The organism is Pseudomonas sp. S3_E10 (genome assembly GCF_054667615.1).
Genome location: NZ_CP162743.1, coordinates 1,663,199 through 1,684,102, shown reverse-complemented (window position 1 = coordinate 1,684,102; position 20,904 = coordinate 1,663,199). Strand labels below are relative to the sequence as shown.

Genomic DNA, 20,904 nt, shown 5'->3' with positions numbered 1-20,904 from the left:
AAGTCCCGCAAAACCTGGCGGCTTATTCCAGTGCGCTCCGGCAGTTTTCTGCCGCCAGCCTATACTTGGCGACACAAGAAGTGATTCGGGAGCTTGACGATGTTTGCTCTCATGCACAGCACCCGCCTTGAATCGCTGCACCTGAGCATCGACCCGGTCACGGGGCTCAAGGCGATCATTGCCATCCATAACAGTCGCCTGGGGCCCGCTTTGGGCGGCTGTCGCTATATCGCCTACCCCGACGACGAAAGCGCGATGGCGGACGCCGCGCGCCTGGCCCAGGGCATGAGCTACAAGGCGGCCCTGGCCGGGTTGCCGGTGGGCGGTGGCACGGCGGTGATCCTGCGCCCGGCGCATGTGGAAAGCCGCGCTGCGTTGTTTGAAGCCTTCGGGCGGTGTGTCGAGCAACTCAATGGCCGCTACATCACCGCCATCGACAGTGGCACCTCGGTGGCCGACATGGATTGCATCGCCCAGCACACCCGCTTCGTCACCAGCACCACCGCCGCCGGCGACCCTTCGCCTCATGCGGCCATGGGCGTGTTCGCTGGCATCCGCACCACCGCCATGGCGCGCCTGGGAAGCGACAACCTCGAAGGCCTGCGCGTGGCCATCCAGGGCCTGGGCAACGTCGGATATGCCCTGGCCGAGCAACTGCACGCCGCCGGCGCCGAACTGTTGGTCAGCGACATCGACCACGGCAAGGTGCAACTGGCCATGGCACAACTGGGCGCACACCCCATTGCCAACGACGCCTTGCTCAGCACCCCATGCGACATTCTTGCGCCCTGCGGCCTGGGCGCCGTGTTCAACCGCACCAGTGTCGGCCAACTGCGTTGCGCCGCCGTGGCCGGGTCCGCGAGCGCGCAACTGACCAACCTGCAAGTGGCCGACCAGTTGGAAGGCCGCGGTATCCTCTATGCCCCGGATTATGTGATCAACTCCGGCGGCCTGATCTACGTCGCGCTCAAACACAGCGGCGCCGAACTGCCGACCATCACCGCGCACCTGTCCAACATCGGCAAGCGCCTGACCGAGATCTACGCCCATGCCCAAGCGGAAAAACGCTCCCCCGCACGGGTGGCGGACGAACTCGCCGAGCGCCTGCTTTACCCATGAGCAGGCATTAAAAAGGCCCTGAATCATGGACTCAGGGCCTGTTCAATTCGGGCTTTATTCGGCCGCTGCGTTGAGCAATTCGGACAACGCGTCCGGCTGGCTCTTGAACGCCTTGGCAAATACATCGCGGTTCTTCGCCATGTAGATCCCGGCTTCCTCCACCTGCTGCTCGCTCAGGGACGGCACGGCTTTTTGCAACACTTCTGCCAGCAACTCAGCGAGTTCAAGCATTTTGTCATGACGGTCAGCTTCGGCTTTATCCATGAACAAACGCTCCAGATCTCGGCTGCTGCGGTATACCACTTCGACGGCCATTCACCACCTCACATGCCTTCACGATAGTTGTCTTTTGCTACTACTGTATCTATATACAGCTAAGAGGATATGCCAAACGCCGGGGTTTGGATAGTAGGTTTTTAATGTAGTCGGGAAATGGTCAATCTGTGCCTCATGTCACCCCGCCATCATCTTATACCCGCCTCTGGCCTTTTTTCTGCATGCAGAACAACCGTCACGTCCAACCCGCATTATCCGGTCGAACCGACCTAAGGAAGCACCTTCGTGAAAATCAACTGGGCCGAAAAGCTGCGCCAGCAAGTCCATGGGCTGGCCGAGTCGCTGGGCAATCTGTTTGTGGAGTCGTTCCACTACCTGGCGCTGTTCGCCATTGGCGCGGTGACCGCCTGGGCGGCGGTGATGGAATTTCTGGGGATGCTGGAGAACGGGCACATCAAGATCGATGACATCTTGCTGCTGTTCATCTATCTGGAACTGGGCGCCATGGTCGGGATTTATTTCAAGACCAACCACATGCCCGTGCGTTTCCTGATCTACGTGGCCATCACCGCGCTGACGCGCCTGCTGATCTCTAACGTGTCGCACCACAACCCGCCAGACCTGGGCATCATCTACCTGTGCGGCGGCATTCTGCTGTTGGCTTTCGCGATTCTGGTGGTGCGCTATGCGTCGTCGGCGTTTCCGTCGGTGAAGGTCGAAGGCCCGCGTCGCAAGGGCGAGGCGAGCCTGGAGACGGAGAAAGGTGAGCTTTAAAGCCCGACGCTGAAGGGCAGGGTGCGGCTGGGGGGCCTTTGCAATAGTTTGTGATTGTCGCCATCCGTCATCACGGCCAGGATCTCCATCGCGCTGTGCCCCTGCTCGATGGCGATGCCGAATTGGATGCTCTGCACCAGGCGTTTGAGCCGTTGCGGGTCGTTGCGTTGTTCGGCGCTGATCATGCGCTTGGCCACCACGCCGGTGTCATCGGAAAGGGTGAGCATGATGCTGCCGTCAAGCCGTTGAATGCTCAGGTTGACCCGGTATTTTGGGCTGAAGGTGTCGGTGATGATCTGAAAAGGATTGTCCATGGTGCGTTACCGCCTGATAAGAACATGCAGTCATTGACGACCGGTGTCGGGATTAGTTCGCATTGCCTGACCACCGGCCAAAGTCCATTTCCCTCAGAAGCTCTACAGCAAGGGCCGTGCCGTATAACGCCCTATCAGACCGTGGGATGCTCATGTGGAAGGGGGCTTGCTCCCGATAACGGTGCATTGGCCAATGAATGCTTGGCTCAAAGGCCGCTATCGGGAGCAAGCCCCCTCCCATATGTGTTTTGCGTTGTGCTGGAAGTCGGTGGGCTATTTCAGGGCAGCACGGAGAAAACGATCGCAGACAGCGCAATCAAACCGATCAGCACCACAAACACATTCGATACCTGTCCAGAATACTGGCGCAAAGATGGCACTCGACGAATTGCGTACATCGGCATCAGGAACAGCAAGCACGCGATGATCGGCCCGCCCATGGTCTCGATCATGCCCAGGATGCTCGGGTTGAAAGTGGCCACGGCCCAGCAGGTGAGCACCATGAACAGTGCGGTGCTGCGCTCCAGCCATTTGGCTGACAGCGTGCGGTTGCGCCCGCGCAGGGATTTGACGACCAGGCCTTGGAAGCCTTCGCTCGCACCGATGTAATGGCCGAGGAAGGATTTGGTGATGGCCACCAGCGCGATCAGCGGTGCAGCGTAGGCGATCACCGGGGTCTGGAAGTGGTTGGCCAGGTACGACAGGATCGAAATGTTCTGGGCCTTGGCCGCCGCCAGGTCCGCTGGTGACAGCGCCAGTACGCAACTGAAGCAGAAGAACATCACCGTCAGCACCATCATGCCGTGGGCGGTGGCGAGAATACCGCTGCTTTTGCGCTCGGCCATCGGGCCGTACACGCGTTTTTGGTCGACGGCGAAGGCCGAGATGATTGGCGAATGGTTGAACGAGAACACCATCACCGGGATCGCCAGCCACAGCGTCTGAAAGAACATCGGCAGCGGCATGCCCTCCCTGGCGGAGGCGAAGAATGCGCCGTTCCAATTGGGAATCAAGCTGAATGCCAACAACAGCAGCGCCGCGACGAACGGGTAGACGAGCACGCTCATGGCCTTGACGATCATGCCCTGGCCACAGCGCACAATCGCCATCAGGCCGAGGATCAGCACCAGCGACAGGATCGCCCGGGGCGGCGGCGTCAGGTGCAGTTGGTGTTGCATAAAACTGCCGAGGGTATTGGTCAGCGCCACGCTGTACACCAGCAAAATCGGGAAGATCGCAAAGAAGTACAGCAGGGTGATCAATTTGCCCGCGCCGACGCCGAAGTGTTCTTCGACTACGTCGGTGATATCGCCGGATTTGCCTGACAACACAAAGCGCGTCAGCCCACGGTGGGCGAAGAAGGTCATCGGGAAGGCCAGCAAGGCCAGCACGATCAGCGGCCAGAAGCCGCCGACCCCGGCGTTGATCGGCAAGAACAAGGTGCCCGCGCCGATGGCGGTGCCGTAGAGGCCGAGCATCCAGGTGGTGTCGTGCGGGGTCCAGCCGGTGGTGACGGTGCTTTCTACACGTTCAGGGTTTTCGGCAGCAGGTGTACGTACATCGGTCATCGATATTGCCTCGTTATTATTTTTGCGCGGGCTCACGTTGGGGCGGTCAGGGAATGCTCCTCAGCATTCCACCCAGCTCACGGCCAGGCCGCCCCGTGAAGTTTCTTTGTATTTGTCATGCATGTCGGCGCCGGTGTCGCGCATGGTGCGGATGACCCGGTCGAGGGAAATGAAGTGTTTGCCGTCGCCGCGCAGGGCCATTTGCGTGGCGTTGATCGCCTTGACCGCCGCGATTGCGTTGCGCTCGATGCAGGGCACTTGGACCAAGCCGCCGACCGGGTCACAGGTCAGGCCGAGGTTGTGCTCCAGGCCGATTTCGGCGGCGTTTTCCAGTTGCTCGGGCGTGGCGCCGAGGATGTCGGCCAGCCCGGCGGCGGCCATGGCGCAGGCCGAACCGACTTCGCCCTGGCAGCCGACCTCGGCGCCGGAGATAGAGGCGTTTTTCTTACACAAGATGCCGACGGCGGCTGCGGCCAGGAAGAAGTTGACCACATCGTCATCGGACGCGTCGGCGTTGAACTTCATGTAGTAATGCAGCACTGCCGGGATGATCCCCGCCGCGCCATTGGTCGGCGCGGTGACCATGCGCCCGCCGGCGGCGTTCTCTTCGTTGACGGCGAGGGCGAACAGGTTGACCCACTCCATGGCTGACAAGGTCGAGGTGATGACATTGGGTTTGCCTATTTCCAACAGGCTGCGGTGCAATTTCGCCGCGCGCCGTGGCACATCCAGGCCGCCTGGCAAGATGCCTTCATCGCGCAGGCCTTGCTCCACGCATGCGCGCATCACCGACCAGATATGCAGCAGGCCGCTGCGGATTTCTTCGTCACTGCGCCAGGCGCGTTCGTTGGCCATCATCAGTTCGGAAACGCGCAGGTCATGTTTATTGCACAGGGCCAGCAGTTGCGCCGCACTGGAAAAGTCGTAGGGCAACTCCACATCGCTGGTCGGCGCGATACCGGACGCCGCTTCAGCCGCGTCGATGATGAAACCGCCGCCTACCGAGTAGTACGTTTGCTCGCTGAGCAGGCCGCTGTCGCCATAGGCGTGCAGGGACATGGCGTTGGGGTGGTAGGGCAGGCTTTCGTCCAGCAGTAGGAGATCGGTGTGCCAATCGAAGGCAATGTCTTGTGAGCCGGCCAGCAACAAGCGGCCGGACTCACGCAACCGCTGGATACGGGTGTTGATCGAAGTGGGGTCGACACGGTCCGGCCACTCGCCCATCAAGCCCATCACGCAGGCGCGGTCGGTGGCGTGGCCGACACCAGTGGCGGACAGCGAACCGTATAAGCGCACTTGCACCCGTCGGGTTTCGCTGAGCAATTGCTGATCGCCCAAGGCTTGGGCAAAGGTCGCCGCCGCCCGCATGGGGCCAACGGTATGGGAACTGGACGGGCCGATGCCCACCTTGAATAGATCGAAAACACTGATAGCCATGCTAAAGCCTTACAAGCAATGGAGTAGGAATCGCTGCCATGTTTTGTAGGACGAGCGCAATTGGCGTGATACTGAGCCTCTGGATTGGCACTGACCAACGAATTATCCTAAGACACCCTTTAGCAGGACTAAACTCTATGGCCCGCCCCCTTCATGGTCAGACCTATGTCTGGCTCCATGTGTTTTCATGCGCGGCACGGCATTTGTCGTTCACCCGTTGCGCCGAAGAACTGCACATCACACCGGGGGCGGTGAGCCAGCAAATCCGCCAGTTGGAGGAGCGCTTGGGCTTTCGACTGTTTCACCGGCGAGCCCGTGGCGTGGAACTCAGCGCCGAAGGGCAGCGGCTGGCGGCTACGGTGGGAGAGGCTTACGGCAGCATCGATGCCGAATTGCAGCGGCTGGATGCGGGCATGATCAGCGGCACCTTGCGCCTGCGTTCGATCCCTTCGTTTCTCGGCAAGTGGCTCACCCCGCGTTTACCGCGTTTACAGCAACGTTTCCCGGATATCCAACTGCGCATGGTCGCCGAGGACAGCAGCATTGCGCTGCACGAGGGCGACTTTGACCTGGCCATCGACCTGAACGACGGCAGCTACCCCGGCCTGTTATCTACCGCATTGCTGGATGAGCAGATCTTTCCGGTGTGCGCGCCGAGCTTGCTGCGGGGGCGCCCACCGCTGCATGGCCCGGCCGACCTGGTGCATTTCCCGCTGCTGCACGACATCACCGCCTGGCGTGGGAGTTATGAGTACGCCGAGTGGGAGTTTTACCTGAACGCTATCGGCTACCACGTCGCTGACGTGCGTCGCGGCCACACGTTCAACCGTAACCACCTGACCATCGAAGCCGCCATTGCCGGCATGGGTGTAGCGATTGCGCGACGCACGTTGCTTAACGATGAATTGGAACGCGGCACCTTGATCGTACCGTTCGGCCTGGCCGTGCCCAACCATAAACGCTATGTGTTGCTGTATGCGCCGGGCGCGCTGAGCCATCCGGGCGTGCGGGCGGTACATGACTGGCTGGTGGAGGAAGCGGAGATTTTTCGCGGATTGCATCCCTTGGGAGAGGGGCAATTGTGAGGTTCGCTGAGCGTAAGAAGATGTAACTAACTCCCCACCCTAACAGCGTTTCTGCTTGTCGTCAGGCTTAATTTGTAATGTAGGATTTATCTTTGCAAAGGGGTTGAATTGTTCCTGCAGGTGCTCAATTGTGTAATCAAGAGGTCATGGTTTCACCACCCCGGTGTCGCAGTTGTGACCTCTCGCGAGCTAGCTGAAATAAGGGAAGAACTATGCAAATCCAAGTCAATAGCGATAACCATATTGAAAGCAGCATCCGACTGGAGGAGTGGGTACGTACTACCATTGAGAGCACGCTCGAACGTTACGAAGAAGACCTGACCCGTGTGGAGGTCTACCTGCGGGATGAGAACGGCGACAAGCCCGGTCCCCATGATTTGAGTTGCCGCCTGGAAGCGCGGCCAAAAGGTCATCAAGCTATCTCGGTACTGCACAAGGCCGATACTCTGGAACAGGCGATCGACGGTGCGGCCACCAAGCTGGACCATGCGTTGGAACACCTGTTTGGCAAATTACAAGGCAAGCCTCGCGCTGCCGGGAAGAACCAGCCCATCAACAAAGTGAATGAAGACGCGCTGGAAGAGGAATTCCTGGAAAACGAAAACGCTGTGATCAACGGTTGATCGATTTTTAACCCTCCCTACAAACGGGCCTGCAAATGCAGGCCCGTTTTCGTTCAACGGCCGCGTCGGAAAAAATACCGGCTCAGCACTGCCAAGCCGCCGGCACCCAACCCCGCAAACAGCATGGCCCAACCGGTGCCATTGCGCAGTGCCGCCTGGGCGTCGTTGGCGTTCAGCCCCACCGAGCCCAGTTTGCCGGCGGCAATGCTTTGGCTGATGGCCGGCCAATCCATGGCGGTGCTGTCGGGTAACGTTGCGGCCAGTTGGTGGCTGATCCCCAGCAACAGCACCAGGCCCATCAGGGCGATGTTGAGCGCCAGGGTAATCAGCCGGGCACTGAGGTCGATGCCCGAGGCCATGCCCGCGCGATCCGCCGACACCGAGCCGGTGGTGGTGTTGGTGGTGGGCGAGTTGGTCAGCGCCAGGCCCACCCCGGCGATCACGCAACTGAGCAGCACCAGCCCGATACTCGGCCGTTCAGCCCCGTTGGCCGCAGCCATGGCCAAAAAGCCCGCCCCCATCAAGCCCAGCCCCAGGGGGATGACGCGTTCGGCACCGTAGCGCAGGGCCAGGCGTTCGGCCAATGGCGGCACCAGCAAGGTGGGCAAGGTGTAGGCGAGCAGGGCGCCGCCGGTGGTCAGGGTGTCGTAGCCCAGGCCCGCCTGGAAGTACAGCGGCAGGTAGATCATGAACGGCCAGAAGCTGAAGTTCATGCCGATCGAGCCCATCAACGCGCCATTGAAACGCTGGATGCGAAACACCGAAAAGTCGAACATCGGGTGCGCGCTGCGCCGTTCAACAAGGATGAACAGCACTAACCCTACTACCGCCAAACCCGCCCAGGCGAGCATGGCCGGTGTACCGAAGCCGTGTTCGCTGCCTTGGGTGATGAAGTAAACCAGGGCGAATACCGACAGCGTCAACGTGAGCATGCCGGCGATGTCCAGCCGGTGCGCGGCCGGGTCGCGGGACTCCGCCACGCTGACACGCAACAGCGCCAGGGTGAACAGGGTCAGCGGCACGTGCACCAGGAACACCCAGCGCCAGTCCGCCAGCGCCAGGATCACTGCGCCCACCATCGGCCCGAAGCCCAGGCCCACGCCGGCGATCACGCCCCAGATCGCAAATGCCCGCGCCCGTTCCGCCGGCTCGCGAAACAGGTGCGACAGAATGGCGAACTGGCAGATCATCATTGCGCCGCCGCCGATACCCTGTACAAACCGCGCCACGATCAGCGTGACGGCCGAATCGGCCAGCCCGCATGCCAGCGAGGCCAGCCCAAATACCCACAGGCACAGCACCAGCATGCGCCGCCGGCCAAAGCGGTCGGCCAGCGTACCCGCCGCCATCAGCACGCTGGTGCAGGCCAGGGTGTAGGCGTTCATGATCCACTGGGCGTCCTGAAAGCCCGTGCCCAGTTGTTGCTCCAGGGTGGGCAGGATCACCGGCACGCTGGAGATCTCCAGGCCGAACATCAGGGCCACCAGGCACACGGCGGTGAGGGCGAGATTATTCCTGGCGGTGCTTGGGGCGCGGGAGGTCGATAACGTCGTGGCGGGTGGCATGGGATTCTCCTTTCGATAGTGGGTCGGTTTATTCTCAGGGGAATCTGTTTCTTTATTTGTGATAAGTTTTCCGCGTATAGGGGAATATTGGATGACAAATAAAGCATGGCCACTGCGCGTTTTGATGGCGTTGAACTCTTTTTGCACATCGTCGAAAGCGGCAACCTGACCGAGGCCGCCGAGCGGCTGAACCTCACGCGCTCGGCGGTGGGTAAAGGCTTGGCGCGGTTGGAGGCGCGGTTGGGCACATGCCTGTTGCAGCGTTCTACCCGTCGCCAACGCTTGACCGAAGACGGGCAGGCTTATTACGAGCATTGCTTGCGCGCACTGGCGGAACTCGAGGCGGCCGAATCGGTGTTGGAAAGCGGTCGGCAACAGCCGCGCGGGCGTTTGCGGGTGAGTTTGCCGCTGGCCTTCGGGCATCACTATGCGGCGCCCGCGTTGTGGGGCTTGATGGATCGCTACCCAGCCTTGGAGATCGAAATTTGCTTCGCCGACCGGCTGGTGGACTTGGCGCAGGAGGGCTTCGACGTCGCCGTGCGGATCGGCCCGCTGCCCGACACCGACCGCCTGAGCGCACGGCGCCTGGGGGAACAATCGGTGTGCCTGGCGGCGGCACCGGCGTATATGCAGCGCGTCGGTCCGATTGAGTCCATCGAAGACCTCGCCGCCCATCGCGGCATCGCCTACCGTTACAACACACCGCACCGTTCCCGCGTGGCTTCGCCGTTGCTGGTGGACGATTTGCAGGCCGTGGCCGACGCCGCCATCGCGGGTGTCGGCCTGGCCTGGCTGCCGAGTTGGCTGGTTGCCCATTATGTGCTGCGCGGGCAGTTGGAAGCGGTGCTGCCCGGTTACCGCGAGCAGCCGTCACCCATTCATGTGATCTGGCCGACTGCGACGCATATGCCGGCCAAGACGCGCTGTGCGATCGACGCGCTGGTGGCGGCCACGCCCAGTTGCCTGGCGGGTAGTTGATCAGAACGCAATGGACGTCTGCACATACACCGTGCGCGGCTCACCCACATACTTACCCTTGTTGTTGTCATCGAACGAGCGCGTGAAGTACTGCTTGTTGAAGATGTTTTTCACCCCCACCGCCACATTCAAATCCGACAGTTGCGGGCCGAAGTCATAGGCCGCGCGGCTGCTGAACAGCATGTAGCCGGGGGTGCGCCCGTTGGCGCCGTCTGCGCTTTCGGCCTGGGTATTGGCGTTGTCGGCGAACTGGCTGCTCTGGTAGCTGCTGTCCAGGTTGAGCTTCCAGCGGCCTTCGGTGTAGCCCATGCCGAGAGTGCCTTTGTGCTTGGACGAGAAGGGCACGCGGTTGCCTTTGTTCGGGCCGTCTTCACGGATGGTGGCGTCGACATAGGCGTAGGTGGCATACACATCGAAGCCGGCCAGCGCCGGGCTCAAGCCGTCCAACGCATAGTTGACGCTGGTCTCGATGCCTTGGTGGCGGGTTTCGCCACGGGCGATCACCGAGTCGTTGGTCTGGTTGCTTTCGTACTGGTTGTCGAAGTTGATCAGGAACGCACCGATTTCCGCGCGCAGGCTGCCGTTGTCATAGCGCGTGCCCAGTTCCCAGGTGCGGGCTTTTTCCGGTTTCACTTCGCCGCTGGTCACGCGGTTGGGCATCTGGCTGTACTGCACGCTGCCAAATGAGCCTTCGGTATTGGCGTAGAGGTTCCACTCGTCGGTCAGGTGATACAGCACATTCAACGCCGGCAGGGCGGTGTTGTAGTCACCCTTGTATTTCACGTTGGTAAGGTTGTTGGTCTGCTGGGACTCGATCACCTCGTAGCGAATGCCCGGTGTGAGGGTCCACTTGCCGATATCGATGCGGTCGTCGATGAAGAACGCATTGGCTTCGGTACCGCCGCGTGTGTCGCGGTCGTTGCGGCTGTTGGTGGTGGGGATTTGCTGGTTGTTGGCCGAAATCGGCGTGCGGTAACGCAGTTCGTGGCCGGCCTCGTTGATGTAGCGGTAGCCTACGCCCACTTCATGGCTGGTGGGGCCCAGGTCGAAGCCTTGGGCGAAGCGGGTTTCCAGGCCGCGCACCCAATATTCACGCGGCGACAGCGAGAGGAACGTGCCCTGGTCCAGGTAGCCGCTGCGCAGGGTCTTGGTGAAGAAGCTGTTGACGGTGAATTCACGGCGATCCTGTTCGTAGCGATAGCCCACGTTGAACATCGTACGGCGGCCCCAGAATTTGTCGTAGGGGCGGGTGGACTGGTACGGGTCGGCCTTGTAGTCCGCCACGTTCAAGCCGCCGGGCATATCCGCCTGGCCTTCGTAGTACTGCGCCATGGCGTTGAAGCTGTTGGCGTCGTCAAGTTGGTACTTGCCCTTGAGGATCAGGTCGTCGATTTGTGTATCGCTGCGCTCGCGCCAGTCGCCGCCACGGGTGCCGGAATATAGAATCGCGCCGCCCAGGCCGTTGTCGGCAGTGCCGCCGGCCAGCAGGTTGCCGGTGGTCTTGAAACCGTCGTGGCTGGACGACGGGCTGGTCTCGGTCTGCAAGCCGCCTTTGACGGTGGGCGCATCCGGGATCGCGCGGGTCACGAAATTGACCACGCCGCCGACGTTCTGCGGGCCGTAGCGCACGGCGCCGCCACCGCGCACCACGTCCACCGCGTCCATGTTGCCCATGCTGATCGGCGCGAACGACAGTTGTGGCTGGCCGTACGGCGCAAAGGGCACCGGGATGCCGTCCATCAGCACTGTAGAGCGCGACGCCAGGCGCGGGTTGAGGCCGCGAATGCCGAAGTTCAGCGCCATGTCATGGCTGCCGGTGCCGTTGTTGTCCGGCGCGTTGACGCCGGGGATGCGGTTGAGCACGTCCTTGGCCTGGGTGGCGCCTTGGCGTTCGAATTCTTCGCGGCGGATCACGTCGCGGGCGCCGGGGTGTTCGAACACGTTGGTTTGCGCCGCATCGCCGAGCCAGTCGCCGACCACGCTGGAGGTTGCCAGTTCGACGCTCGCCGGTGCGTTCGCAGGTTGCAGGCTGAAGGCGTTGTCACCTTCGGCACGGGCTTGCAGGCCGGTGCCTTCCAACAATTTTTGCAGGCCTTCGGCGGCGCTGTAATTGCCGGACAGACCACGGCTCTGCATGCCGGCCGTGAGGTCGGAACCGAAGGAAATCAGCACGCCGGCTTCGCGGCCAAACTGGTTCAGCGCTGCCTCAAGCGAGCTTGGGGCGATGTGATACGGCTTGGCGTCGACGGCCATCACACAAGGCAAGACTGTGAAACTGAGGCTGGCGCCCAGGAACAGTTGGCGCAAGGTGCGGGCGATGAGGGTCGGCTGCTGGGGCATGAGGAGCGGTCCTGAGAAGGAAGGTTCAAGGTGGCTTTCCTTCTCTGTCACGCGAGGCGGGGAAAACGGCTCACCGTTTTTTAAATTAATTTCAGGCGCGTGCCTGGACGGTCACCCAATAGCGGGTAAAGCGCCGCACTTTTACCGGCAGGCTGACTTCCAGCAGGTCGAGGATGCGCTCGCTGTTGTCCAGCGGGTAACTGCCGGAGATCAGCAGGTCGGCAACTTGCGGGTCGCAATTGACCTGGCCGCGACGGTAGCGGCCCAGTTCCGCCAGGAAGTCTTGCAGGCGCATATGCGCGGCCACCAGCATGCCGTCGGCCCAGGCGCCGCTGTTGGCGTCGGTTGGGCGTGGGGTGTCCCAGCCCTTGCGAATGAAGTTGACCTGGCGCGAGGCTTGCACCGTGAGCGGCAGGCCGCTGTAGCTGTTGGGCAGCACCTCGACCTGACCGTCGAGTACCGCCAGTTGGGTGTGGTCATTGAATTGGCGCACGTTCAGGCGTGCCGCCTGGCTGGTGAGCAGGCCCTGGCCGGTGAGTACGTGCAGTGGCGCATTGCCGGCGATGCCGCTCAACATGATCTCGCCTTCGAGCAGGCGGATCAGGCGCTGCTGACCGTCGACATGCACATCCACGGCGCTGCCGGTGTTGAGTTGCAATTGGCTGCCGTCGGCCAATTGCACCTTGCGCCGCTGGCCCACCGGGCTGCGGTAATCGGCGCTCAGCGGTGGCAGGATATGTTGCTGACGCAGGCTCCAGGCCGCGGCCGAGCCGGCGCCGAGGATGAGCAGCAGCTTGAGCGCCTGGCGCCGGCCGGTTGAAGTGGGCGCGTTCAGCGCGGCATGCGCCAGGGGCGAGGGCATGCCGCGCAGGCGTTGGTTGACGTGCTGGATATGATCCCACGCGCGCTGGTGTTCGCTGTGGGCGTTCAGCCAGCGCTGCCAGGCCGCTTGCTGGCGCGGGTTGAGGGCGCCTTGCTGCATTTCCATCAGCCAATGCACGGCTTGTTCGGCGACCTGGTTCGAGACATTCATAGGGCAAAGTAGCAGCGCAGGGCGGCTTTATGCAGGTGGCGTTTGACGGTGGCGATGGAAATGCCCAGCTCGGCGCCGATTTGCGCGTAAGTCAGGCCATCGAGTTGGGCCAGCAGGAAGGCGCGTTTGACCTGGACGGGCAGGCCGTCAAGCAGTTGGTCAAGCTCAACCAGGGTTTGCAGGATGATCGCGCGTTCTTCTTCCGACGGTGCCACGTGCTCGGGCATCTGCGCCAGGGCGTCGAGGTAGGCGCGTTCCAGGTCCTGGCGGCGATAGAAGTTGAACAGCACGCGCTTGGCGACCGTGGTGAGAAACGCGCGCGGTTCGATCAACGTAGGGGCTTCGCGGGCGCTGAGCACGCGGATGAAGGTGTCTTGCGCCAGGTCGGCGGCACTTTCCGGGCAGCCGAGTTTGCGTCGCAACCAGCCTGTGAGCCAGTGGTGATGGTCGTTGTACAGGACTTCGACGGTGTTGGACGGGCTCAACGGGAACACTCCACAAGCCTCGACAAGCGTTAGAGAACAAGAATTGTTCGCATTGTAGGGCGCAAGACACGGTTCGGCAATCGGCCTGGGCAGGTGATTCATCCGTTCTTTTTTGCTTATGAGAATATTTATCATTAATATCGCGCACTGACGAACCTGGCGCCTCCCGCATGAAAAGCAAACCCTCACTGCCGCTTGCCTACCGCTTCGCCGTTACCTCGCGCGTGCTGGCCGCTGTCATCGGCGGTTACCTGATGGCGTCCCTGGCCAGTATCTGCCTGGCTCTGTGGCTGCCCACTTCCCGTGCGGATGCGGTAATCACCGGCATGTTGAGTTCCTTTGTGTTCTATCTGCTGGCGATGTTGTGGTGCTTTGCCTGCCGCACCGCGTGGCGCGCCTGGTTGGGTGTGATGCTGCCGAGCGCGGCGTTTGCGACGCTGGCTGGAGTAGGTTTTTGGATGACGCGCACATGAAAGAGGGATTTCGTCAGGCCATGGCCTGGTTGCACACCTGGGCTGGATTGGTCTTCGGCTGGCTGCTGTTTGCGATTTTCCTGACGGGCACCCTTTCCTATTTCAAGGATGAGATCAGTCACTGGATGCAACCCGAAGTGCAGGCCCATGCAGTGGACGATGCGCGCAGCCTCGGCGTCGCGCAAAACTACCTGCAGCACGTTGCGCCCGACGCCGCCCGCTGGATCATCACCTTGCCCAATAGCCGCGACCCTGGGCTCTTGGTGATGTGGCAAGACAAGCTCGACCCCGGCAAACGCGGCAATTTCAATCAAAAGACCCTTGATCCAACCAATGCGCAAGCCGTAGAGGCCCGTGACAGCATGGGCGGCGAGTTTTTCTACCGCTTCCACTTCCAGCTGCAAATGCCGCACCCGTGGGGCCGCTGGTTGTCGACGTTCGCGGCGATGGTGATGTTCCTCGCACTGATCACCGGCATCATCACCCACAAGAAGATTTTCAAGGACTTCTTCACCTTCCGCCCCCGCAAAGGCCAGCGCTCCTGGCTCGACGGGCATAACGCGGTGGGGGTGCTGGTGCTGCCGTTCCACCTGATGATCACCTACAGCAGCTTGGTGATCTTCATGACCATGGTGATGCCGGCGCCGATCCTGGCTTCCTATGGCGGTGATGCCCGTGCCTTCTTCAATGAGGTGTTCCCGGCCAGCAACAATGCGCCGGCCCAGGGTGTGCCGGGCAAGTTGCTGCCGCTGCCGGCGCTGTACGAGCAAGCGCGGGCGCAGTGGGCGGGCGGGCATGTCGGGCGTATCGCGGTGAATAATCCCAGTGATGTGAACGCGTCGGTCAATATGTTCCGCGCAGGTTCCGACAAGGTGGTGCATGACTTCGGCAGTGTCGTGCAATTCAACGGCACCACCGGTGAACTGTTGCAGGTCAGCGACGAGCAGTCGCTGCCGACGCTCGTCGCCGGCGGTTTCTTCGGCCTGCACATGGGGCATTTCGCCGGGCCGGTATTGCGCTGGTTGTACTTTATCTGCGGCTTGGCGGGCACGGCGATGATCGGCACCGGGCTGGTGATATGGCTGGGCAAGCGCCAGCTCAAGCACGCCAAGACGGCCGTGATGCCATTTGAATTGCGGCTGGTGGAAGTGCTGAACATTGCCAGCATGTCCGGCTTGTTGATCGCCATCGCGGCATTCTTTTGGGCCAACCGCCTGCTGCCGGTGAGCTTCGCCGAGCGTTCCGGTTGGGAGGTGCAGACCTTCTTTATCGCCTGGGGCCTGAGCCTGTTGCACGCGGTCCTGCGTCGTGGTCGTCAGGCTTGGGTGGAACAGTTGGGCTTCGCCGCGCTGCTGTTTATGGCCGTACCGCTGCTCAATGCACTCACTACATCCCAACATTTGGGTGTGTCCCTGGTCCGGGGCGACTGGGCCATGGCCGGCTTCGACCTGACCTGCCTGGCCAGCGGCGCATTCCTCGCCTGGGCGGCCTGGAAGATGCAACGCCGCACGGTGCCGCAGCCCAAGGCGCAACGGCCGCGCCCGCTGCACCTCAAGCAGGAGGCGAACTGAATGTTGCTCGCGCTCTTGATGTGTTACGCGGGGTTCACCGCGTTGTGCCTGGCCACAGACCGCCATCACGGCGAACTGCTCCACAGCAAGCCGTCGCCGCGTCGGCGCCAGGGGTTGCGCCTGGCGGGGTGGGCGCTGCTGGCCATTGCGATCTGGCCCGCCGTGAGTGCCGACGGTTGGGCACTGGGCCTGGTGGAGTGGTGCGCGGTGCTGATGCTCAGCGCGCTGCTGCTGGTGCTGTTGTTGCCTTATCGGCCAAGGCTGGCCTTGATCCTGGCGGGCGTCGGCCTGCTGGTCAGCCCCGTTGCGGCCTTCGCCGCCCTCTGAGCCCTGCCATGATGATCAGCCCCCCATCCGAACCCCAGGACAGCCCGCAGGCTGACGTGGCGGGCGGGCGTGCGCATTTCTTGCAGGTGTTTTTGTCGCAGCGCTCGCAGATGGAAGCCCTGGTCAGCCGACGCGTGGGCTGTCGCGCCACGGCGGCCGACCTGGTGCAGGACCTGTTCCTGCGCTTCTGGCGCCGCCCGCTGGTGCAGGTCGAAGAACTCAGCACCTACCTGCTGCGCTGCGCCGGCAATATCGCCATCGACCACCTGCGCAGCGAAGGCGCCCGCGTGCGCAGCAGCGAAGGCTGGTTACCCGAGCAGCAGGATCACCAGGGCTGCGAACCCCAGGCCGCGCTGGAGGCGGGCAACGATTTGCGCCATGTTGAGGCCGCCTTGCGCAGCCTGCCCGAGCGCACTCGCCAGATTTTCCTGCTCAACCGTATCCACGGGCGCAAGTACGCGCAAATCGCCAAGGCCATGGGCCTGTCCCAAAGTGCCGTGGAAAAACATATGATGCGTGCCCTCGAAGCCTGCAAGGCCAGCCTTCGTGAACCATCGCCCCCACGTACGCCAGGGAAAGCACCGTGAACGTCACCCCGACGCCCGACCAGGAACACGCCGCCCTGGCCTGGCTGAGCCTGTTGCATGACCAGCCCAGCAGTGGCGACCAGGCAACGTTCAACCGCTGGCTGCGTGCCGACCCCGCCCACGTCGAGGCTTACGCCCAGGCCCAGGTGGCGTGGGAATTGAGCGAAGTGCCCGCGCTTAAACTGGCGGGCGAAGACGCCCTGGCGCTGCAGGGCTATCTCAACGCGATGCATACCTCCAAGCGCTCGCGTGTAATGCGCTGGTCCGGCGCCCTGGCCCTGGCCGCCTGCCTGCTGCTGATGGTGTCGATGGGTGCCGGTTGGCAGCCGTCGCGTTGGGTCGATGACTTTGGCGCCGATTACGTCACGGCGGTCGGGGAGGTGAAAACCGTCACCCTGGCGGATAAATCCCAAGTCACCCTCGACGCCGACAGCGCGATTGCCGTGGATTTCACCCATGGCGAGCGGCATATCCAACTGCGTCGCGGCGCCGGTTTTTTCCGCGTGGCGCATACCGGCCAGTCGTTTGTGGTGGAGGCGGGCAGCGGCGAAGCACGAGTGCTCGGCACGCAGTTTGAAGTGCGCTTGCAACCGGCGGGGGCTGAGGTGACGGTGTTGTCCGGTCGGGTCGGCGTTACGCCGTCCAAACAGGGCCGGCAGCAGATTCTTACGGCAGGCCAGCACGTCGCCTACGCCGATGGCATGGCTGAGCCCCCGCAGGCGGTGGACAGCGAGTCGCGCCTGGCCTGGCGCGAAGGTTGGCTCAATTATTACAAGGCGCCGCTGGCTGATGTGATCAAGGACCTAGCGCGCTACTACCCTGGGCGCATCCTGCTGCTCAACGAAGAGATGGGCGCCAGGCGCGTCAGCGGCAGCTTCCCGAGCAAAGACCCGCAAGCGGTGCTTAATGCGTTGCAGGCGGTGCTGGGGTTTGAGCAGCACAACGTGCTGGGGCGGATGATCGTGGTGCGCTGATCACTTCAGCGCCGCCATGATCGCATCTGGGTTGTAATCGCGAATCAGCGTGCCATTGACGTCCACAAACGGAATCCCGCCGCCGCCCAGCGCCTCGTACGCCTTGCGCGCCGAGGCGTCTTTCTCGATATCGAATGCCTTGTACGCAATGCCTTTTTGATCGAGGAAGCGGCGGATCTGTTTGCAGTAACCGCACCACTCGGTAGCGTAGAGCACCACGCGCGCCGAAGCCCGCACCTGCTCCGACGCCACCTGCGACGGGTTGAACAGCCGCTCGACCTTGCCCCAGTTCTGGATCGCCACCACCACCAGTAATACCAACAGGACTTTCTTGAATACGGTGCCCAGCATCAATTACGGCGCTTGAGCTGGTCGGTCAGTTGGGTCGGCAGGCCCTTGATGATCAAGGTGCCGGCGGCTTCGTCGTATTCGATCTTGTCGCCCAGCAGGTGCGCTTCAAAACTGATCGACAGGCCCTCGGCGCGGCCGGTGAAGCGGCGGAACTGGTTGAGGGTGCGCTTATCGGCGGGGATTTCCGGCGAGAGGCCGTAGTCCTTGTTGCGGATGTGGTCGTAAAACGCTTTAGGCCGATCTTCATCGATCAACCCCGAGAGTTCTTCCAGGCCCATGGGTTCGCCGAGCTTGGCCTGGCTGCTGGCGTAGTCCACCAGGGTCTTGGTTTTTTCGCGCGCGGACTCGTCCGGCAGGTCTTCGCTTTCAACGAAGTCACTGAAGGCCTTGAGCAGGGTGCGCGTCTCGCCCGGGCCGTCGACACCTTCCTGGCAGCCGATAAAGTCACGGAAGTACTCCGAGACCTTCTTGCCGTTCTTGCCCTTGATAAACGAAATGTACTGCTTGGACTGTTTGTTGTTCTGCCACTCGGACACGTTGATCCGCGCCGCCAGGTGCAGTTGGCCCAGGTCCAGGTGACGGGACGGGGTCACGTCCAGCTCATCGGTCACCGCCACGCCTTCGCTATGGTGCAGCAGGGCGATGGCCAGGTAGTCGGTCATGCCTTGCTGGTAATGGGCAAACAGCACGTGGCCGCCGGTGGAAAGGTTGGACTCTTCCATCAGCTTTTGCAGGTGCTCGACCGCCGTGCGGCTGAAGGTGGTGAAGTCCTGGCCACCGTCGAAATACTCCTTCAACCAACCGCTGAACGGGTGCGCGCCGGACTCGGCATGGAAGAACCCCCAGGCCTTGCCTTGTTTGGCGTTGTAGCTCTCGTTGAGGTCGGCGAGCATGTTCTCGATGGCCGCCGATTCGGACAGCTCCGAATCACGGGCGTGGAGAACTGCGGGTGTGCCGTCGGGTTTTTTGTCGATCAGGTGGACGATGCAATGACGGATCGGCATAGGCTTCTCGGCTGGTTGAAGGGGAGCGTCTGGCCTCCCCGAAAAGTCGCCCAGTGTACCGCACCCATTGGCCAAGACACGCGTCGAAGGCGGTTTTGACCGCTGTCCGACCGGGCATATGCCTTTTTTTCACGGTTTAGAGCGATAAAGCTGACCAAATGGGTAGGTAGAGGCGGATATTTCCCCGTCTCTGTGCTAGTTTTGCCCCGTCTTACGCCATGTCTCGGCGTTAAGCGTGCATTCAGCATCTGTCAGGTCGAACCAATCCCCGTTTCAAGCATCTATAACCCCGATCTTCGAGGTTATAAGCCTGGGGTGCCAGGCCTAGACGGTCGGGCTCGACGGCTGACACTGCACTCTGCAATCCATATGAATTTGATAGGGAAGGAACACCACAATGGCTATTACTAAAGACCAACTGATCGCTGACCTGGCTGAAGCAGTAGACGCACCGAAAACTACCGTGCGCGCTCTGCTGGACCAACTGAGCCAAGTTGTTGCTGATCAGCTGGAAAACGGCGGCGAAATCACTCTGCCAGGCGTTGGCAAACTGAAAGTGACCGAGCGTCCTGCCCGTACTGGCCGTAACCCTTCGACTGGCGCTGCCATCGAAATCGCTGCCAAGAAAGTTATCAAGCTGGTTGTGGCCAAAGGCCTGACCGACGCTGTTAACAAGTAAGACGCAGCAAAAAAAACCGTGCTCCGGAGCGATCCGGGCACGGTTTTTTGTTGCCTGCGATTTTATCGGGGTAGCTGGCTCATGGTGGTGAGCAAGCTCCCTTACACCACTGGCTTAGTCACGCACCCAGCGCTGGCGCCAGATCTGCTGTTCGTTCTTGGTCTGGAAGGTCCAGGCCACGAAGCGGCTTTGCTTTTGCCCCTGGGACATCTCCACCACCTGGCTTTCCAGCACGCCGGCTTTTTTCAGGGCGGTCTCGATCGCAGGCAAGTTCGACGCTTTTGACACCAGGGTACTGAACCACAACACCTTGTGGGCAAAGTGCGCGCTCTCGGCGATCAACTGCGTCACAAAGCGTGCTTCGCCGCCTTCGCACCACAGTTCAGCCGATTGGCCGCCGAAGTTCAGCACCGGCAATTTACGCTTGGGGTCGGCCTTGCCCAGGGCGCGCCATTTACGCTCGCTGCCTTTGGTGGCTTCGTCCATGGACGCATGGAAGGGCGGGTTGCACATCGTCAGGTCAAAGCGTTCGCCCGGCTCCAGCAGGCCCAACAGAATCTGCTTGGGGTTGGGCTGCTGGCGCAACTGGATGACCTTGCTCAGGTCATTGGACTGCACGATGGCCTTGGCGGCGGACACGGCGATCGGGTCGACCTCCGAGCCCAGGAAGTTCCAGCGGTATTCCATGTAGCCAATCAGCGGATAGACGCAGTTGGCGCCCATGCCGATGTCCAGCACCTTGACGATTGAGCCGCGCGGGATCTTGCCGTCATTGGTACTTGCCAGCAGGTCGGCGAGGAAGTGCACGTAGTCGGCACGCCCCGGCACCGGCGGGCACAGGTAGTCCTGCGGGATGTCCCAGTGCTGGATGCCATAGAAAGCCTTGAGCAACGCCCGGTTGAACACGCGCACCGCATCCGGGCTGGCGAAGTCGATGCTCTCCTTGCCATAGGGGTTGAGGATCACATACTGCGCCAGTTCCGGCGTGGTCTTGATCAGCGCCGGGAAGTCGTAACGGCCAGTGTGACGGTTGCGCGGATGCAGGGTAGCCTCTTTGCGCGGTACCACGGGCTTGGCCGTGGCGGCGGTTTTAGGTTTCTTGCGCGGAGGTTTTGGCGTGCTGGGGGCGGTCATGATGATTCTGGTGTTGGCTCAAAGTGGTGGGCATTGTCACACATTCCTGAGATCAACTCGTTCAAATGTGGGAGGGGGCTTGTTCCCGATAGCCGTCTATCAGTCAATACATGTCTGGCTGGCAGACCGCCATCGGGGGCAAGCCCCCTCCCACATTGACCGCGTTGACGGCAGTAGGTGGGAATATCCAGGCAAAAAAAGAGACCC

The 20,904-nt window shown here is 61.7% G+C and carries 22 protein-coding genes; 11 read left to right on the top strand and 11 right to left on the bottom strand.

Annotation, left to right across the window (positions count from 1 at the left end; all coding sequences use genetic code 11):
* Positions 1–99 precede the first annotated feature (99 nt).
* A complete protein-coding gene (locus AB4N98_RS07515; protein ID WP_017526242.1) occupies positions 100–1,119 on the top strand; it encodes a Leu/Phe/Val dehydrogenase in 1,020 nt (339 codons plus the stop codon).
* Between the two features lie 54 nt (positions 1,120–1,173).
* Here the strand turns inward: AB4N98_RS07515 and AB4N98_RS07510 are convergent, their stop codons facing one another.
* Positions 1,174–1,434, bottom strand: coding sequence for a YebG family protein (locus AB4N98_RS07510; protein WP_003171979.1), 261 nt, complete (start codon positions 1,432–1,434; stop codon positions 1,174–1,176).
* 246 nt (positions 1,435–1,680) lie between these two features.
* On the opposite strand from AB4N98_RS07510, the gene AB4N98_RS07505 reads away from it, so the two are divergent.
* Positions 1,681–2,169 (top strand): phosphate-starvation-inducible protein PsiE, encoded by a 489-nt coding sequence (locus AB4N98_RS07505; RefSeq protein WP_017526243.1) that lies wholly within the window; start codon positions 1,681–1,683, stop codon positions 2,167–2,169.
* Here the strand turns inward: AB4N98_RS07505 and AB4N98_RS07500 are convergent.
* The 3 genes from AB4N98_RS07500 to AB4N98_RS07490 all read right to left on the bottom strand — a co-directional run bounded on the left by AB4N98_RS07500 (position 2,166) and on the right by AB4N98_RS07490 (position 5,488).
* Positions 2,166–2,483 carry a DUF3509 domain-containing protein gene (locus AB4N98_RS07500; protein ID WP_017526244.1) on the bottom strand — a complete coding sequence of 106 codons (318 nt, stop codon included), beginning with the start codon at positions 2,481–2,483 and terminating at the stop codon, positions 2,166–2,168. The two genes, AB4N98_RS07505 and AB4N98_RS07500, sit on opposite strands and share 4 nt — an antisense overlap.
* A 278-nt stretch (positions 2,484–2,761) precedes the next feature.
* Positions 2,762–4,051: a serine/threonine transporter gene (locus AB4N98_RS07495; RefSeq protein WP_065877246.1), complete on the bottom strand. Its 1,290-nt coding sequence runs from the start codon at positions 4,049–4,051 to the stop codon at positions 2,762–2,764.
* A gap of 60 nt (positions 4,052–4,111) precedes the next feature.
* Positions 4,112–5,488 carry an L-serine ammonia-lyase gene (locus AB4N98_RS07490; RefSeq protein ID WP_017526246.1) on the bottom strand — a complete coding sequence of 459 codons (1,377 nt, stop codon included), beginning with the start codon at positions 5,486–5,488 and terminating at the stop codon, positions 4,112–4,114.
* Between the two features lie 137 nt (positions 5,489–5,625).
* Between AB4N98_RS07490 and AB4N98_RS07485 the strand changes: the two genes are divergently transcribed.
* The gene (locus AB4N98_RS07485) at positions 5,626–6,573 is read left to right on the top strand and encodes a LysR substrate-binding domain-containing protein (RefSeq protein WP_017526247.1); all 948 of its coding nucleotides are present in this window, start codon (positions 5,626–5,628) and stop codon (positions 6,571–6,573) included.
* Between the two features lie 212 nt (positions 6,574–6,785).
* Complete coding sequence (locus AB4N98_RS07480; protein ID WP_017526248.1) at positions 6,786–7,196, top strand: HPF/RaiA family ribosome-associated protein; 411 nt, start codon at positions 6,786–6,788, stop codon at positions 7,194–7,196.
* A 53-nt stretch (positions 7,197–7,249) separates the two neighbouring features.
* Here the strand turns inward: AB4N98_RS07480 and AB4N98_RS07475 are convergent, their stop codons facing one another.
* The gene (locus AB4N98_RS07475) at positions 7,250–8,761 is read right to left on the bottom strand and encodes an MFS transporter (protein ID WP_460149345.1); all 1,512 of its coding nucleotides are present in this window, start codon (positions 8,759–8,761) and stop codon (positions 7,250–7,252) included.
* 105 nt (positions 8,762–8,866) lie between these two features.
* Between AB4N98_RS07475 and AB4N98_RS07470 the strand changes: the two genes are divergently transcribed.
* Entirely contained in the window at positions 8,867–9,739 is an 873-nt protein-coding gene (locus AB4N98_RS07470) for a LysR family transcriptional regulator (RefSeq protein WP_065877244.1), read from the top strand.
* Here the strand turns inward: AB4N98_RS07470 and fecA are convergent, their stop codons facing one another.
* The 3 genes from fecA to AB4N98_RS07455 form a co-directional block, all read right to left on the bottom strand.
* Positions 9,740–12,079 (bottom strand): TonB-dependent Fe(3+) dicitrate receptor FecA, encoded by a 2,340-nt coding sequence (gene fecA / locus AB4N98_RS07465; RefSeq protein WP_065877243.1) that lies wholly within the window; start codon positions 12,077–12,079, stop codon positions 9,740–9,742.
* 91 nt (positions 12,080–12,170) lie between these two features.
* The gene (locus tag AB4N98_RS07460) at positions 12,171–13,112 is read right to left on the bottom strand and encodes a FecR domain-containing protein (protein WP_065877242.1); all 942 of its coding nucleotides are present in this window, start codon (positions 13,110–13,112) and stop codon (positions 12,171–12,173) included.
* Complete coding sequence (locus AB4N98_RS07455; RefSeq protein ID WP_017526253.1) at positions 13,109–13,597, bottom strand: sigma-70 family RNA polymerase sigma factor; 489 nt, start codon at positions 13,595–13,597, stop codon at positions 13,109–13,111. Before AB4N98_RS07455 ends, AB4N98_RS07460 begins: the two co-directional genes overlap by 4 nt.
* Positions 13,598–13,767: 170 nt before the next feature.
* On the opposite strand from AB4N98_RS07455, the gene AB4N98_RS07450 reads away from it, so the two are divergent.
* From AB4N98_RS07450 to AB4N98_RS07430, 5 genes are read left to right on the top strand one after another with little or no spacing between them, the layout of a single operon-like run.
* Positions 13,768–14,070, top strand: a complete 303-nt coding sequence (locus AB4N98_RS07450; protein ID WP_017526254.1) for a DUF3649 domain-containing protein — start codon at positions 13,768–13,770, stop codon at positions 14,068–14,070.
* Positions 14,067–15,641: a PepSY-associated TM helix domain-containing protein gene (locus tag AB4N98_RS07445; protein ID WP_017526255.1), complete on the top strand. Its 1,575-nt coding sequence runs from the start codon at positions 14,067–14,069 to the stop codon at positions 15,639–15,641. The genes AB4N98_RS07450 and AB4N98_RS07445 overlap by 4 nt, the downstream gene beginning before the upstream one ends.
* Positions 15,642–15,968: a DUF3325 domain-containing protein gene (locus AB4N98_RS07440; RefSeq protein WP_017526256.1), complete on the top strand. Its 327-nt coding sequence runs from the start codon at positions 15,642–15,644 to the stop codon at positions 15,966–15,968. It abuts the gene before it with no gap.
* An 8-nt stretch (positions 15,969–15,976) separates the two neighbouring features.
* Positions 15,977–16,555: an RNA polymerase sigma factor gene (locus AB4N98_RS07435; RefSeq protein WP_017526257.1), complete on the top strand. Its 579-nt coding sequence runs from the start codon at positions 15,977–15,979 to the stop codon at positions 16,553–16,555.
* Positions 16,552–17,529 (top strand): FecR family protein, encoded by a 978-nt coding sequence (locus tag AB4N98_RS07430; RefSeq protein WP_017526258.1) that lies wholly within the window; start codon positions 16,552–16,554, stop codon positions 17,527–17,529. Before AB4N98_RS07435 ends, AB4N98_RS07430 begins: the two co-directional genes overlap by 4 nt.
* Here AB4N98_RS07430 and AB4N98_RS07425 read toward each other — a convergent pair whose 3' ends face one another.
* Together AB4N98_RS07425 and yejK are read right to left on the bottom strand one after the other, a co-directional pair.
* Complete coding sequence (locus AB4N98_RS07425; RefSeq protein ID WP_065877241.1) at positions 17,530–17,880, bottom strand: glutaredoxin family protein; 351 nt, start codon at positions 17,878–17,880, stop codon at positions 17,530–17,532.
* Positions 17,880–18,884: a nucleoid-associated protein YejK gene (gene yejK, locus AB4N98_RS07420; RefSeq protein ID WP_003171997.1), complete on the bottom strand. Its 1,005-nt coding sequence runs from the start codon at positions 18,882–18,884 to the stop codon at positions 17,880–17,882. Before yejK ends, AB4N98_RS07425 begins: the two co-directional genes overlap by 1 nt.
* Before the next feature lie 397 nt (positions 18,885–19,281).
* Between yejK and AB4N98_RS07415 the strand changes: the two genes are divergently transcribed.
* Positions 19,282–19,563 (top strand): HU family DNA-binding protein, encoded by a 282-nt coding sequence (locus tag AB4N98_RS07415; protein ID WP_003188840.1) that lies wholly within the window; start codon positions 19,282–19,284, stop codon positions 19,561–19,563.
* A gap of 114 nt (positions 19,564–19,677) precedes the next feature.
* Here AB4N98_RS07415 and rlmF read toward each other — a convergent pair whose 3' ends face one another.
* Complete coding sequence (rlmF, locus tag AB4N98_RS07410) at positions 19,678–20,697, bottom strand: 23S rRNA (adenine(1618)-N(6))-methyltransferase RlmF (RefSeq protein WP_065877240.1); 1,020 nt, start codon at positions 20,695–20,697, stop codon at positions 19,678–19,680.
* Between the last annotated feature and the right edge of the window lie 207 nt (positions 20,698–20,904).

What these genes read in the sequence shown, in the direction of transcription:
- AB4N98_RS07480 (WP_017526248.1), top strand. Translation starts at nt 6,786, where the DNA reads ATGCAAATCCAAGTCAATAGCGATAACCATATTGAAAGCAGCATCCGA.
- yejK (WP_003171997.1), bottom strand. Translation starts at nt 18,884, where the DNA reads ATGCCGATCCGTCATTGCATCGTCCACCTGATCGACAAAAAACCCGAC.
- AB4N98_RS07470 (WP_065877244.1), top strand. Translation starts at nt 8,867, where the DNA reads ATGGCCACTGCGCGTTTTGATGGCGTTGAACTCTTTTTGCACATCGTC.
- AB4N98_RS07500 (WP_017526244.1), bottom strand. Translation starts at nt 2,483, where the DNA reads ATGGACAATCCTTTTCAGATCATCACCGACACCTTCAGCCCAAAATAC.
- AB4N98_RS07485 (WP_017526247.1), top strand. Translation starts at nt 5,626, where the DNA reads ATGGCCCGCCCCCTTCATGGTCAGACCTATGTCTGGCTCCATGTGTTT.
- AB4N98_RS07510 (WP_003171979.1), bottom strand. Translation starts at nt 1,434, where the DNA reads ATGGCCGTCGAAGTGGTATACCGCAGCAGCCGAGATCTGGAGCGTTTG.
- rlmF (WP_065877240.1), bottom strand. Translation starts at nt 20,697, where the DNA reads ATGACCGCCCCCAGCACGCCAAAACCTCCGCGCAAGAAACCTAAAACC.
- AB4N98_RS07495 (WP_065877246.1), bottom strand. Translation starts at nt 4,051, where the DNA reads ATGACCGATGTACGTACACCTGCTGCCGAAAACCCTGAACGTGTAGAA.
- AB4N98_RS07435 (WP_017526257.1), top strand. Translation starts at nt 15,977, where the DNA reads ATGATGATCAGCCCCCCATCCGAACCCCAGGACAGCCCGCAGGCTGAC.
- AB4N98_RS07475 (WP_460149345.1), bottom strand. Translation starts at nt 8,761, where the DNA reads ATGCCACCCGCCACGACGTTATCGACCTCCCGCGCCCCAAGCACCGCC.
- fecA (WP_065877243.1), bottom strand. Translation starts at nt 12,079, where the DNA reads ATGCCCCAGCAGCCGACCCTCATCGCCCGCACCTTGCGCCAACTGTTC.
- AB4N98_RS07415 (WP_003188840.1), top strand. Translation starts at nt 19,282, where the DNA reads ATGGCTATTACTAAAGACCAACTGATCGCTGACCTGGCTGAAGCAGTA.
- AB4N98_RS07515 (WP_017526242.1), top strand. Translation starts at nt 100, where the DNA reads ATGTTTGCTCTCATGCACAGCACCCGCCTTGAATCGCTGCACCTGAGC.
- AB4N98_RS07460 (WP_065877242.1), bottom strand. Translation starts at nt 13,112, where the DNA reads ATGAATGTCTCGAACCAGGTCGCCGAACAAGCCGTGCATTGGCTGATG.
- AB4N98_RS07490 (WP_017526246.1), bottom strand. Translation starts at nt 5,488, where the DNA reads ATGGCTATCAGTGTTTTCGATCTATTCAAGGTGGGCATCGGCCCGTCC.
- AB4N98_RS07445 (WP_017526255.1), top strand. Translation starts at nt 14,067, where the DNA reads ATGAAAGAGGGATTTCGTCAGGCCATGGCCTGGTTGCACACCTGGGCT.
- AB4N98_RS07450 (WP_017526254.1), top strand. Translation starts at nt 13,768, where the DNA reads ATGAAAAGCAAACCCTCACTGCCGCTTGCCTACCGCTTCGCCGTTACC.
- AB4N98_RS07425 (WP_065877241.1), bottom strand. Translation starts at nt 17,880, where the DNA reads ATGCTGGGCACCGTATTCAAGAAAGTCCTGTTGGTATTACTGGTGGTG.
- AB4N98_RS07440 (WP_017526256.1), top strand. Translation starts at nt 15,642, where the DNA reads ATGTTGCTCGCGCTCTTGATGTGTTACGCGGGGTTCACCGCGTTGTGC.